This window comes from Microcystis sp. Msp_OC_L_20101000_S702, from assembly GCF_007095705.1.
Taxonomy (GTDB): Bacteria; Cyanobacteriota; Cyanobacteriia; order Cyanobacteriales; family Microcystaceae; genus Microcystis; species Microcystis ichthyoblabe_A.
The window spans coordinates 26,097-39,311 of the sequence record NZ_SFBO01000166.1; the positions used below are offsets into that span (position 1 = coordinate 26,097).

Here is a 13,215-nt window from a genome sequence, read left to right on the forward strand (position 1 = left end):
TCGGTTATCAGTTATCGGTTATCAGTTATCAGTTATCAGATTTGAGTTTTAAGTGAGCAGTATGTATTAAGCGAGCAGTATTAAATAGTAGTTTCCCACTGTCTTTTTACTGATTACTGATTGCTGTTTACTGATCACTGATTAAAACCAATCATCATCGTCATCATCCCAGTTATTTTGGGGGGGAATATTGCGGGAACGATTGCCGCCGCTGCGGTTACTTTTACTATTGTTATAACTTTTTTCCTCCGAGGGGGGGGGACTTTGCCAATCGCTATCGCGGCCATTATAGTAATTGTCCTGATTGCGGGGGCGATAACTATCTTGATTAGCCGAATAATTGGGTCGATAATCACTTTGATAACCCGGTGTACTGGGACGATAATCCTGACGATAACGATCGCGACGCGGTTCGGAGGGAAGCTCATCTTCCTTATCCCCGGTAAAAGTCTTGCGAATAGCGCTAAAAAAGCCCTCATCTTCCTCGTCGTATTGTAGCCGTACCTCGCGATTTAATTCATAGATAACATCCTGTAGATCCGCCTGAGCGCGATCGATGCGACGGTCATCATTTTTCTCCAAAGCGTCGATAATTTCCGTACTCAAAGACTCAATTTGACGACGATAGGAACGGGTGAACTCATTACCAAAATCGAGAGTAACATCTTTTAAGCGTCGTTGGGCTTGATCCACCAGAGAGCGGGCGCGATTGCGTTTATCCACCTTTTCGCGACGGGTACGATCTGCTTCCGCAAATCGGGCAGCATCGCCGATCATGCGGTTAATTTCCCCTTCGCTGAGGGTAGAAGCGCCTTGAATGGTGACACTTTGCTCCCGTCCGGTCATTTTATCCCTAGCGGTGACTTGTAGAATGCCGTTAGCATCGATATCGAGGGACACCTGCACTTGGGGAATGCCCCGGGGCGCGGGGGGGATACCGGTTAATTTAAAACGTCCCAGGGATTTATTATCGCTGGCCATTTCCCTTTCCCCCTGCAAAACATGAATTTCCACCACAGTTTGATTATTTTCGGAAGTGGAAAAAAGGTCAGATCTGCGGACGGGAATAGTGGTATTGCGGGGGATTAACTTTTTCATCACACCGCCGATGGTTTCTAAACCCAAGGATAAAGGGGTCACATCGAGGAGCAGCACGTCTTTGACCTCGCCGCCCAAAATTCCTGCTTGAATAGCCGCCCCGACCGCTACAACCTCATCAGGGTTAACATTTTGATTGGGTTCCCTATCGATAAAACTCCGCACTAAATCCTTCACCACCGGCATCCGCGTGCCGCCGCCCACCAGTACCACTTCGTCCAGTTGGACGGGGGACAAACCGGCATCGGAAAGGGCCCGTTTGAGAGGACGACGGAGACGACTGATTAAATCGCCGCATAATTCCTCAAATTGGGCCCGACTCAGACGAGTTTCGATGTGTTTGGGTCCGTCTTCCGTGGCGATGATAAAGGGTAGATTAATATCGGTGACGCTGACCCCAGATAGTTCAATTTTGGCTTTTTCTGCCGCTTCTGTGAGTCTTTGTAGTGCTTGCCGGTCTTGGCGCAGCTCCACGCCTTCCTGTTCCAAAAATTGATTGGCTAACCAATCGACGATTCTTTTATCGAAATCATTACCGCCTAATTGGGTGTCGCCACTGGTGGCTTTCACCTCAAAAACGCCGTCACCCACTTCCAGGATAGAAACATCAAAAGTACCGCCCCCCAGGTCAAAAACGAGGATTTTCTTGCTTTCCTGTTCATCGAGACCGTAGGCTAGGGCAGCGGCGGTGGGTTCGTTGAGAATCCTCATCACTTCTAACCCCGCAATTCGGCCCGCATCCCGGGTGGCTTGACGTTGGGAGTCATTAAAATAGGCGGGGACGGTGATGACGGCCCCGGTAACTTCTTCCCCCAGATAACGGCTGGCTTCTTCGGCTAATCGGCGTAAAACTAGGGCGGAAATTTCTTCGGGGGCAAATTCTTTTTGCAGACGGGGACATTTAATTTTGATATTGCCCATCTCATCCCGGCGGATGGTGTAGGGGACGCGCTTCGATTCGGGGTTTAATTCCGAGTAGCGACGACCTATGTAGCGTTTGATTGCATAGTAGGTGTTTTGGGGATTAAGTACCCCCTGTCGCCGGGCCATTTGACCGACCACTAACTCCCCATCTTTATTAAAACCGACCACAGAAGGGGTGGTTCTCATGCCCTCCGAGTTGGCGATGACCACTGGCTTTCCGCCTTCCATCACGGCGACGACGGAGTTAGTTGTCCCTAGATCAATGCCTACTACTCTACCCATGCTTGTTTTTGTCTCCCCCTAGATTTCGATAACTTCGGGACTTTTACCTTCGATCGATAGTTTAAATCGCTTAATGCTTGTTGACAATATTGTATCGAATTGTCTTAGGTTCTCGCTCTCGGTTCGGGGCGATTCAGGGTGTGATTACCGAAGTAGTCTTTTAGTGATCGCTGGCGATCGAGCTTGGGGGGGTGAAAATATGGCTAGATTTCCAGATTTTCCCTATCTACTAATTCTGGTGGCGGCTGACAGGAAATAGGGATTGTTCTGCCTGTACTGGGATGATTAAAAACGATTTGATTGGCATGGAGATAATAACCACAATCTCCTGGGACTGCATCCGGTCGCGGTAATCCCCCCAGACCATACAAGGGATCACCGATTAAGGGATAGCCAAAAAAGGCCAGATGAATGCGAATTTGATGGGGTCTGCCCGTAAAAATTTGTACTTCTAATAGTGTACTATCGGGATGTTTTTTTAAGACTCGACCATCACTGCGGGCCGATAACCCATCTGTGAGCGCACCGTAAACGTAGCCTAAAATGGGATGGGCGATTTTCCCGATCGCTTGATTAATACTAAAATTATCCGGTATGTCGCCCTGACCAACTAAAGCTCGATATATTTTGGTAATTTTCCCCTCTCGCATCTGTTGACTCAATTTAGCTCTAGCGGGCTTTGATTTCGCCATTAAGACTATACCGGAAGTGCCGCGACCAAGACGATGAATTGGATAGGGAGTGACCTCGGCATAATGCTGATGTACCAAATGGATGAGAGTATGTTCGAGAAATCCACCCCCCGCTAACACGGGTAATCCCGAAGGTTTCGCCACCACTAACACCTCGGTATCCTCGTAGAGTACCTCAAAAAAGAGCGGCACATCCGGTTCTGTCCACGGCGGGCGCTGATAGGTCAATTGCTGCCCGATTTCTAAGACTGTATCGGGGTAAGCGGGACGACCGTTGACTAGAATTGCTGCTGATAAAATGCGATCGAGCCATTCTTCCGGGCTAGAATGGGGATATTTGCCCGTATAGTAGGCTAATAGGCTTAATCCTGCCTGATTTTTGCTAATTTTATCTCGATAAATCCAACCTTGATTGGCCATTGGGGTAGTGGGTGTGGGGTGTAGGGTGTGGGGTGTGGGAAGAATAAATAAAAATAATCTCCTGACTCCTGACTCCTGACTCCTATCTCCTAACTCAATGTTAGACAAAGATAAGCAAAAGTTATTTATTGACTCCAAAAACTTGAGAATATTTAAATTAACATTTCGCAATATTTACAAATTCTTAAGAATTAATTGAGAAAGATTTTTATTTAACAACGATGTTACAATGGTTACAGCGATTTTACTGAATTTCATAATGGGTTATTTTGTGCTTTTTTGGTCAGCAAGGGTTGAAACCCTTGCCACACCTACAAGGTGATCCCAATTAAGACAGGTAAATCAGTCAATTTCACCCACAACGATGATCTTTTTTTTGTGTAGTTTTATTGCAAAAGAAAAGTTTTTTTGACAAAAAGCACAAAGTATGCAGGAGTAGTTATTGCAGAGAGGGGAGAAGGGAGAGGGGAGAAGGAAGTAAAGCAATCTCCTGTCTCCTGACTCGGAGAATACTGACGACCGACTCCTGACTGCTTCAAAGGGATTTACTCTACGACCCAGGGAGTGATGGAGGGAGTCCAATTAGCCAATTCTGCATCGCTAAACCAGAGACTAACTTCATCTTTGGCGGTATCTGGACCATCGGAACCATGGATAAGATTGCGTCCAACACTAATGCCAAAATCACCGCGAATCGTACCAGGTTCAGCATTGAGGGGATTAGTGGCGCCAATAATTTTTCTAGCGGAGGCAATTACTCCTTCTCCTTGCCAAACCATAGCCACCACGGGGGAGGAAGTAATAAAATCGACTAACGAAGGGAAAAATGGTCGTTCCTTATGAACAGCGTAGTGTTTTTCCGCTAATTCGCTAGAAACCTGCATCATTTTCAACCCAACCAACGTAAAACCTTTAGCTTCAAAGCGTTGAATAATTTCCCCCACCAGATTGCGTTGCACACCGTCAGGTTTAATCATTAAGAAAGTGCGTTCCATACTGCCTCTTAAAATTTAGCCATAAATTGTCACAAAACCCAGATTAACCCGGAATGGCATTCTAGAGAACGACAGAATTTCGCTTCAATTGCTGAGTTAGCTTGCTGTCGGATTTACAGCAGTTAAGTGGGTGGGTGGAATTAAATATAAGATGAACGTAGGTTGGGTTGAAGCATGAAACCCAACGCCTGCTATCAGCTATCGGCGATTCATTGTCGGCTAATCATTAAATTTTATGAAAACAGCCTCATTCGTTGAGATTATCGGAGATAGAGTAAGGATAGGTGAATAAGAGGGAAATAATCAGAGCCTTTTGGCATGGTTTCTCGATAGAAGATTCTATAGATGAAAAAGCACTGCGTCCGCTTTTCCCCACCAAGATCAGACGGCAAGTTTGTCGGGGGCGGCGGTGGGGGTGGGGTATTTGCGGGTTGAGGTGGTGATCGCTGTTCTTAGAGAACAGTACGTGGTGGCGACGGTTACGGCTAAGATTGTCTCACCGAAGCCTTTTTAATAAAAATCGAGCAGCGAATAGTGGTTAATAATCTTCCACAGAGCGGGATTTTCAACATTTCGGAGGAGTTTATGAAAAAGCGGTGGTACATCTTTATAATTTTGGTCTTATCAGTATTTTTGATTGTTCTAGTCCAGCCATTAACTTATTCTTTGGATAACTCTTGCCCCGACAATCTAGAGCTTGTCAAGCTAGGAGATCAACCGGTATTCTGTGTGTCGGATAAGGGGCGAGCAGAAATAATTGGGAAAAGGCTTGAAAAGATTGCTGAAAATGGCTCTTTAAGGACTGATGTTTTTATCTTCAATTCTCAAGATAAAACTCTGGGGATTCCTTATATTCTTATCACGCTAAATGAGAGCGATAAAGTAGCCGTGGTGGAAAACAATTCTGTGAAATGGAAAGATATATTACCAAGATTTAATACGGGCGGCAGCAACAGTAAAATACAGCAAAATAATGAGCTAACCAACATAATTGACTTAGCTATTAAAAATCATGCCAAGAAAACGCAAGAAAGTAATTGTAAATTAAGGGTAGGATTAATATTGGAAGGAGCAGGGCTACTTTCTCTTTTAGTTTTCTATTTTACATGGATGAACCAACAAGATTGTTTTATACAAAATCAAATACTATCTATGATCATTTTATTTGGTTTACTATGTCTAGCTAGTGTGGGTGGGGTTTTGATATTTTTTGACAATTTTTTTGAATATTTAGGCTTAATCTTGCCAGTTTTTTTGGGTATTATGGGAGGATTTTATGCTTCATTAAAATCTGTTGAAGCAACACAAGAATCAATCAAAACAGCGAAAATTGAAAAGGCATTAGAATATATAAACAAATGGGACTCTACCGAATTACAAACTCCTAGAAGAGAAACTTCGGATTTCGTTCATCAAATAAACACTGGCAAAAATGACATTTCAGTTCTAATCACATACAAACCTCAGATCGGGTTTGACCTGAGAATAATCTGTAATTTCTGGGAGAAAATATACATTTTATTAGATAATAATTTGGCTGACAAAAGTATTTTATCAGAAGCTTTTAGAGATTTATACAAACAAAAATATCATCAGGTTTGTACTAATTTTTTAGGTTATCTGTTGTCAACAAAGAGAGAGGAAAATAAAGCGATGATTGAACATCTGAACAATTTAAATAATAAGGAAACATGGCAGTAGGGATAGGGTAAGAGCCTCTCAATTAGGCTTGACAAAAGGCTCTCAGCACAGCAATCATATAGTTATTATTTATGAGTGCCGGGTAAGCTCATCTAATTTGGTCTAAATTGTCCTTGACAAAGATTTCTAAATGGGGCAAAAAACGCGCTATAGTACCGCCCCGCAACGCGAGTACCCAGACTTAGCCTCTGCTACCCATGTATTATAATTAGCCTTAGTCTAAATGTTGGGCATCTCGAAAAATCGAAAGATTTTATAAAAACCAGAGACATAGGGAGCAAAAAAACCTTTGACTAGAGGGGAGAGTCCTTAGGAGCCGACGAAAATGGTAAAAAGACAGGGGAGAGTCAAAAAACGCCAGTCAGGGACAGAAGAGAACCAAGACAAGTTACAGGACTTGAACCGACTGATACCGTGGCAAAGAGGGATTTAGTATTAGTTATTTAAAATTATTCCCTCTTCACCACTGTATATAAAGGAGATTTCCCCGACCAACACTTTCTTAACAAAATCTTTTATTCGAGGTGTCCCAAATATAGTGGTAATTTAGAGAATTACTGGGAAACAAAAGGTAAAAAGGATGATTGTAGCGGCGAATTGCCTTCGCCCTCTTTTAATAACTTCTGCTTATCACTATAAGTGGGAGAGAGTCACAAATATTGAGATGCACCCAAAAGATGAGTCTAAAACTTTACTTTTTGCGTCATGGCGAAACCACAGCCAGTCAAACGGGTAGTTTTTGCGGTCGATTAGACTTGGAACTAACCCCAGCAGGCTATGAAATGGCCAAGGATTTCGCCCTTGCCTATCGAGATGTGCCTTGGACAGGCATCTATTCTAGTCCCCTCAAACGCACCATGGCCACAGCCACCCCTTTAAGCGAACTCTTAGGTATTCCCATCCACAAACGGGAAGGATTAAAAGAGATTGCCTACGGCCAATGGGAGGGAAAAACCGCAGCCGAGGTTAATCGGGAGTTTCATGATGATTATGTGCGCTGGTTAGCAGATCCGGGCTGGAATTCTCCCACAGGAGGCGAAAAAGGCATCGATATCGCTCGCCGTAGTTCGGAAGTATTAGAGGAAATCGACCATCATCACGATGATGGCCATATTTTGATCGTTTCCCATAAAGCAACGATCCGAATCATGTTATGTTCTCTTTTAGGCATTGATATCGGCCGTTATCGCGATCGAATTGCCATGCCCGTGGCCTCGGTGACGATCGTCGAATTAGCCGAACATGGTCCCCTCTTTCAAGTCATGGGCGATCGCTCTCACCTCCGCAATGACCTGCGCTCGCGAGCGGGAACCTAACCAGTCAACAGTAACAAGGGAAGCCCCGGATTTGGTCTGCTGAAAAACTATGTGCTTGATGTTATATTTTCTACGACACGGACAGACAGCCTATAGCAAAACGGGAGGATACTGTGGTACTCCAGAAAATGATCCCGGTTTGACTGCCGAAGGCATCGAAATGGCCGAGGAATTCGCCGATGTCTATCGTTCTTTACCTTGGCGTGCAGCCTATGTCAGTCCCCTCCAAAGAGCTATTCAAACCGCTAAACCCCTCTGTGAAGCGGTGGGACTAAAATTAGAAATCCGGCAGGGATTACAAGAGATCGGTTATGGTCTTTGGGAAGGTATGCACCCTAACGATATCGATCGTCAATATCATGATCTCTATGTGCGTTGGTTGACGGATCCGGCTTGGAATGCTCCCCCCAACGGGGAAAGGGGCATCGATATCGCCCGTCGTTCCGCAGCCGTTTTGGAGGAAATTGAACACATCCACAGTGATGGCAATATCTTGATCGTTTCCCACAAGGCCACCATCCGGATCATGCTCTGTAGTCTGATGGGTATTGATGTGGGCCGTTATCGCGATCGATTTGAAATGCCCGTGGCAGCTGTCAGTATTGTCGAATTAGGCAGTCGTGGCCCGCTTTTCCATGGCATCGGTTTACGTTCCCACCTCAGTGAGTACCTGCGTTCTCTTCCTTGCACCTAATCAGTTATCAGTTATCAGTTATCAGTTATCAGTGATCAGTTATCAGTGATCAGATGTCAGTTTTCATACTCAATCCGGTTATTAAAAACTGATTATCTATTCCCTCTTTTGCCTTTTGCTTCTTGCCTTTTGCCTGTCCTGATATGTAGCCTATACTCAACGGATTTAGCATTACTTCCCACTTGATCATTCAATCCAAGCTTTTGGGGGGTTCTACCCCCCAAACCCCCCGTTGGGGGCGTGGCGCCGCCCCCAAACCCCCCGCGCATTAGTTTTTCGGTGGGATGCTTACACGCAGCTGCTGACACATCTGTAATCATTTAAGAGTCACTCCACTTGCAGGAGTGCCTCTCCTGATATTTAGCCTATACTCAACGGATTTAGTATCAGGTCACTGATTACTGTTTACTGATCACTGAAAATACTCCCCACTTCCAATTTATGACCAAAATCCATCACTTTGAGCTATTACCTTCCACTAATACTAAAGCGTGGGAATTATTAGAGTCGGGGGAAAATCCGCCTTTTGTGGTGACTGCTAGTCAACAAAGTGCCGGGAGGGGACAATGGGGACGGGAGTGGATTTCTGAACCGGGAGGATTATATTTATCTTTGGCGTTAAATCTGGATTTAGAGGTGGATAAATCTGCCCATCTCGTTCTCGCTACAGTTTGGGGCATCGCTCATCACCTGAATTGTCAGGAAATACCTGTTAAAATCAAATGGCCGAATGATTTAGTATTACTAGGGCGCAAACTAGGGGGAATTAACCTAGAAACCCGTATTCAGGGTCAAAACATCCCGCAAGCAGTCATCGGAGTGGGCCTCAATTGGTCTAATCCTGTCCCCCCCACGGGTATTAATTTACAAGCTTTGGCCGGCAATAAAATCACCTCGATCGCTCAGTTAACTTCTCTCACCAGCGATGCTATCCTATACGGCTATGAATATTACTGTAATCACGGCATAAAAGCCCTATTAGCTTCCTATTTAGAATTTTTTGCCAATTTTGGTCAAAAGATAGTTTTTGAGGGCTATCAGGGCATAATAACGGGGGTAAGCGATCGAGGGGAATTAAAAGTTAAATTAACCTCGGACAATGCCAGTAGCGAAATCTATATACCGGCCGGTAGGGTCAGTCTCGGCTATAATTGAGTCTAAATATTTTTTTGACTAAACTGTGAGAAGTGAGGCCGCCCTATGTATCCTTCATCGGTGATATTGAAACTTTTTCTCGGAAAATCCTTAAAAAAGAAGCTGAGTTTATGCAGTGGTCTCGGTTTAGTGGTCAGCGGTCTGATTACTCTTGCTCCCAATGCGATCGCTAATTCCGAAATTGGCAGCGAAACCCCAGTGGTGGAAAATGCCGCCCCGACTCTGAAAGCCCCCGTTATCAAAGAAAATACTAATCCTGCCCCTCGTCTGGCTATCCCCGAAAACCATCGAACCGATATGCCTACCCTTGCCCCCCGGGCCGGCGGTAAAAATAATTTTATCGATACTAGAAACTTTAACCCCCCCAGTTCCGTTGTTGTCACCGAGCGCCGCAGTGGTTGCCAAACCATCGCCCAAAATGGTCAACTGGTAGGAGGTAGCTGTAATCTGGCGGCCCGGTCTTCCCGTCGTCAGCCGGTCAGCACTGTGGCCAAACCCTTACCCCCGGTTAATCTGGCCCGGGTACGTCTCAATCCTAATCCGGCCGTGCGGGTAGGACGGCGGTCTCAAAATCAGCCGGTTATCGCTCATAATTCCCTGCGTCGTTATGCCCCCACTCTCGTCGCTTCTAGCTCCCCGGTACGTCTGGCCGCCCCCACGGTGATTCCAAGTCAGGTGGTAGCCCTCAATCCCCCGGAATGGAATGGCGTAAAATTAGCTTTGGCCCCGGTGACTCGTGCGGAAGTGGAGGCAATCAGCGAAGCAACCACCTATGAGCGGGCCACCCGTTTAAGTCCCACGGATTCTAACCAAACTCAACGCACCGATTTACTCTTTCCCCTCGCTCTTCCCGCCCAAATTACCTCAGTTTTCGGGTGGCGAAATCATCCGGTCAGCGGGAATCGGGCCATGCACGCGGGTACTGATTTAGGCGCACCGATGGGAACACCTGTATTAGCCGCCTACGCGGGGGAAGTGGCCACCGCCGACTGGTTGGGAGGTTACGGATTAACGGTGATTTTGCGTCACCTCGATGGTAGTCAAGAATCTCGTTATGCCCACCTTTCGGAAATTACCGTCAAACCGGGAGAATGGGTGGAACAGGGAGCGGTTATCGGTCGCGTGGGTAGTACGGGAGTTTCTACTGGTCCGCACCTACACTTTGAATGGCGACACCTAACCGAACAGGGTTGGACCGCCGTGGATGCCGGTTTGCATCTAGAATTAGCCCTCGATAATCTGGTGCAGAGAATGCAAATGGCCACAGCCACTGACTCTAATCAGAATTGAATGGTGAGCTAATAGAACATCTTTGGTGGGAATTAAAATCTCTCGTGAAAAAACTCGCCCCGAAAAGGGAAGAAGTCTTAAAAGCTATCTTACATCTTGGCTTGATGCTAGTAAGCAAGAAACACTCGAGAAACTATTTCCCCCATTGCTGTTATTATGCGTCTCATACCATTTTTCTAAAGTAATGGCAGAGATGGTTAATTACCCTCACCCCGAACCCCTCTCCCAGAAAAGGAGAGGGGAGTGGGATACCTGCCACGAATAAAGAAAAATGGTATCAGTTCTGCAAAGTCCTGCAATTACTTGAGCGACTTTTTCAGCAAACCCTACCAAATAATGAAAAACTTTCTAGACTCAACTAACCGAGGGGAAAAAAATAATTTCCTCATCCCCTTTGCCTATGTGCTAGGAGTGGCCCTACCCTTTATTTTGGTCTATTTTCTCCCCATTTATCACGTTACCGATGTCTTCCAATTTAGTAGATGGGGGGATTGTCTCGCAGCAGGTAAAGTATATATGGATTGTCCTCGCAAAATCCCCGACTATCCTAGTATAGGTGTACTAGCAAGTGGCGGAGTAATTGCGGCGATAAAATCCCTATTGGGAATTAGCGAAAAAACCGAAGCTATCTACTACTTCCGTTTTTACCTAGCGTTTGTTGACGCTGTCATTTTTCTCCTTCTTACCTACCTAGCGAGAATCTTAAAATTCAAACGCCCCGTAATCATCGGTTTAACCATTACCCTAGTGCTATTTCTCTGGGCGGCAGGTTCTCTCTGGGGACAGATTGACAACGTAGGCTTATTATTTTGCCTCTTGGCTACCATTGGTTTCTTCCAATCTTGGAGTGAGGAAAACACCCTGCTCAAAAATATCCTCTGGTTTCTCCTCGGGATGTTTAGTTTAGTCCTATTCATTCTCACTAAACAACTTTTTATTTTTTCCCTACCCTTTTTTGCCCTAGTTATCCTGACCACAGGTTACAAATTCCAGCAAAGATACCAGACTAAAGGCTTAATCTGGCTGGGAGCAACTCTACTTTTAAGCCTCGGATTTTTCCTCTACCTAGATAGCCTATTTGCAGTTCCCCTCAGACTGATTCAGTCTAGTTTCCTCTTTGTCTTAAAGTCTAGTGTTGCTCAAGGTGACAAAATCTCAGGAAATGGCTTTAATATCTGGATATTTCTCGGTTTAGAACCGGGCGCTTCCTCCCTAGTACCTTTTATGGATTTGCAACTGGGTAGCTGGAAAAAAGGTATCAGTCCTCACCAAGCAGGGTTTTTACTCTATGCTGGTTTCATGGGTTTTCTTCTCTGTACAGGTTTAATCAAGATTTGGCAAATTCTCGCCACCAAAACCGAGGCGATTAGCCCTAAATATAATCCTACCTATTTAATGGCACTTCTCTGCCTTTTCCACGGACTAAGTTACCTAGGTTTTAATATTCTTCTCAGTGGCACTCATGAGCGCTATCTCTATATAGGTTATCCTTTTATTTTGATCAGTGTTATCTGGCTCTACTATCAGGATTTCCTGGTATCCAGACGCGCCCTACTCGCCTCTTTATTTGCTGCTTTTGCCTACGGTTGTTTTCTTTACTCCCAAATATCTAATGCTTATGTGGCACAAGCACAACAGTATTTAGGTTTTCAACAACCACCGAATGTTCCCTTATTACCCAAGTTCTTCTTTATCTTTGAAAGACATCAGTTTCTGGGTGCCGTTCATATATTCTTGCTAGTTTTCCTAGTAGATATTTGGCAACAGCTAAGTAAAAGACAGATTGTTCTTCCTAGTTCCGATAAGTGAACATCAATCGCCACCGGCAAAAGCGCTTACAAACACTGACTCTAATCAGAATTAATTTGTTTTGGGTTACAAATATAGCGGTTTTTGGAGCTTAAAAAAGCATTGTTGAGCTTTTGCCCAATTGATGCGTTTTCATACATTCGCAGCCTTAGTAATACCAAGTTAAATTCTATTCAGTGCAGATAGAGCGCGCCTATTGAAAGATTAAATAATACTTTTCGACAAAGGATTTCTCGGCTGGTGAGAGAGAGTCTATCTTTCTCTAAAAAAATGGAGAATCACCTTGGGGCTCTTCTAGGTTCTGTGTGAGCATGGTATAATGGCAAAACAGAACAGGAGGTGGGTTATGTGGATAAATTTTGATCAACTCCTTGATTTACCAAATGTAACAGTGGTCAATTATCAAAAAATTCCTCAGACAATTTTCTTAAAGCTTGCTCTTTTAAATGAAACAATTGAATGTCCGAATTGCCATCAAACCTTGGACAGAATCAATCAGACAGAGTATAATCTAGTCAGAGATTTGTCAATATTAGGTAATCCAGTATATTTAGAAGTACCACGCCGCCAGTTTCATTGTCAAAAGTGCCAAAAGTATATCAGCGAAAGACTGAGTTTTATGAGATTAAGACAGCATCATACAATTCGCTATGAATCGATGATTTATGAGAGAGTAAAAAATTGTAGCATCGAAGAAATAAGTCGAGAAGAAGGGTTAGGATGGTCAGAAGTTGAGTTAATATTTAATCACTGTGCTAAAGAACTAGAAAAGGAAGAGTGGGAAGCACCAGAACGAATAAGCTTAGATGAATTTAGTAACTTAAAAGGACACAAAGATT

9 protein-coding genes and 2 pseudogenes are annotated in these 13,215 nt (G+C 44.6%); 8 read left to right on the top strand and 3 right to left on the bottom strand.

Going from position 1 to position 13,215, the window contains the following annotated elements; translation table 11 throughout:
- Nucleotides 1-141: 141 nt before the first annotated feature.
- From dnaK to ndk, 3 genes are all read right to left on the bottom strand, one after another.
- Nucleotides 142-2,304, bottom strand: coding sequence for a molecular chaperone DnaK (gene dnaK / locus EWV60_RS17815; protein ID WP_287233801.1), 2,163 nt, complete (start codon nucleotides 2,302-2,304; stop codon nucleotides 142-144).
- A gap of 203 nt (nucleotides 2,305-2,507) precedes the next feature.
- On the bottom strand, nucleotides 2,508-3,416 hold the full coding sequence (locus tag EWV60_RS17820; protein WP_287233812.1) for an RluA family pseudouridine synthase: 909 nt from the start codon (nucleotides 3,414-3,416) through the stop codon (nucleotides 2,508-2,510).
- Nucleotides 3,417-3,961: 545 nt separating this feature from the next.
- Nucleotides 3,962-4,411, bottom strand: coding sequence for a nucleoside-diphosphate kinase (gene ndk / locus EWV60_RS17825; protein ID WP_042790998.1), 450 nt, complete (start codon nucleotides 4,409-4,411; stop codon nucleotides 3,962-3,964).
- A 585-nt stretch (nucleotides 4,412-4,996) separates the two neighbouring features.
- Here ndk and EWV60_RS17830 point away from each other — a divergent pair.
- The 8 genes and pseudogenes from EWV60_RS17830 to EWV60_RS17865 form a co-directional block, all read left to right on the top strand.
- Nucleotides 4,997-6,112 carry a DUF4760 domain-containing protein gene (locus EWV60_RS17830; RefSeq protein ID WP_287233805.1) on the top strand — a complete coding sequence of 372 codons (1,116 nt, stop codon included), beginning with the start codon at nucleotides 4,997-4,999 and terminating at the stop codon, nucleotides 6,110-6,112.
- A gap of 677 nt (nucleotides 6,113-6,789) precedes the next feature.
- On the top strand, nucleotides 6,790-7,428 hold the full coding sequence (locus EWV60_RS17835; protein ID WP_103112684.1) for a histidine phosphatase family protein: 639 nt from the start codon (nucleotides 6,790-6,792) through the stop codon (nucleotides 7,426-7,428).
- 49 nt (nucleotides 7,429-7,477) lie between these two features.
- Nucleotides 7,478-8,122 (top strand): histidine phosphatase family protein, encoded by a 645-nt coding sequence (locus EWV60_RS17840; RefSeq protein ID WP_002751623.1) that lies wholly within the window; start codon nucleotides 7,478-7,480, stop codon nucleotides 8,120-8,122.
- A gap of 441 nt (nucleotides 8,123-8,563) precedes the next feature.
- Complete coding sequence (locus tag EWV60_RS17845) at nucleotides 8,564-9,277, top strand: biotin--[acetyl-CoA-carboxylase] ligase (RefSeq protein WP_002778910.1); 714 nt, start codon at nucleotides 8,564-8,566, stop codon at nucleotides 9,275-9,277.
- A gap of 45 nt (nucleotides 9,278-9,322) precedes the next feature.
- Nucleotides 9,323-10,567 (top strand): M23 family metallopeptidase, encoded by a 1,245-nt coding sequence (locus EWV60_RS17850; RefSeq protein ID WP_287233808.1) that lies wholly within the window; start codon nucleotides 9,323-9,325, stop codon nucleotides 10,565-10,567.
- Nucleotides 10,568-10,903: 336 nt separating this feature from the next.
- Nucleotides 10,904-12,376 carry a hypothetical protein gene (locus EWV60_RS17855; protein ID WP_287233810.1) on the top strand — a complete coding sequence of 491 codons (1,473 nt, stop codon included), beginning with the start codon at nucleotides 10,904-10,906 and terminating at the stop codon, nucleotides 12,374-12,376.
- Between the two features lie 195 nt (nucleotides 12,377-12,571).
- Nucleotides 12,572-12,685: pseudogene (locus tag EWV60_RS17860) on the top strand (IS1 family transposase); the annotation flags it as partial.
- A gap of 37 nt (nucleotides 12,686-12,722) precedes the next feature.
- A pseudogene (locus EWV60_RS17865) lies at nucleotides 12,723-13,215 on the top strand (ISL3-like element ISMae37 family transposase); the annotation flags it as partial.

What these genes read in the sequence shown, in the direction of transcription:
- dnaK (WP_287233801.1), bottom strand. Translation starts at nt 2,304, where the DNA reads ATGGGTAGAGTAGTAGGCATTGATCTAGGGACAACTAACTCCGTCGTC.
- EWV60_RS17820 (WP_287233812.1), bottom strand. Translation starts at nt 3,416, where the DNA reads ATGGCCAATCAAGGTTGGATTTATCGAGATAAAATTAGCAAAAATCAG.
- ndk (WP_042790998.1), bottom strand. Translation starts at nt 4,411, where the DNA reads ATGGAACGCACTTTCTTAATGATTAAACCTGACGGTGTGCAACGCAAT.
- EWV60_RS17855 (WP_287233810.1), top strand. Translation starts at nt 10,904, where the DNA reads ATGAAAAACTTTCTAGACTCAACTAACCGAGGGGAAAAAAATAATTTC.
- EWV60_RS17840 (WP_002751623.1), top strand. Translation starts at nt 7,478, where the DNA reads ATGTGCTTGATGTTATATTTTCTACGACACGGACAGACAGCCTATAGC.
- EWV60_RS17850 (WP_287233808.1), top strand. Translation starts at nt 9,323, where the DNA reads ATGTATCCTTCATCGGTGATATTGAAACTTTTTCTCGGAAAATCCTTA.
- EWV60_RS17835 (WP_103112684.1), top strand. Translation starts at nt 6,790, where the DNA reads ATGAGTCTAAAACTTTACTTTTTGCGTCATGGCGAAACCACAGCCAGT.
- EWV60_RS17830 (WP_287233805.1), top strand. Translation starts at nt 4,997, where the DNA reads ATGAAAAAGCGGTGGTACATCTTTATAATTTTGGTCTTATCAGTATTT.
- EWV60_RS17845 (WP_002778910.1), top strand. Translation starts at nt 8,564, where the DNA reads ATGACCAAAATCCATCACTTTGAGCTATTACCTTCCACTAATACTAAA.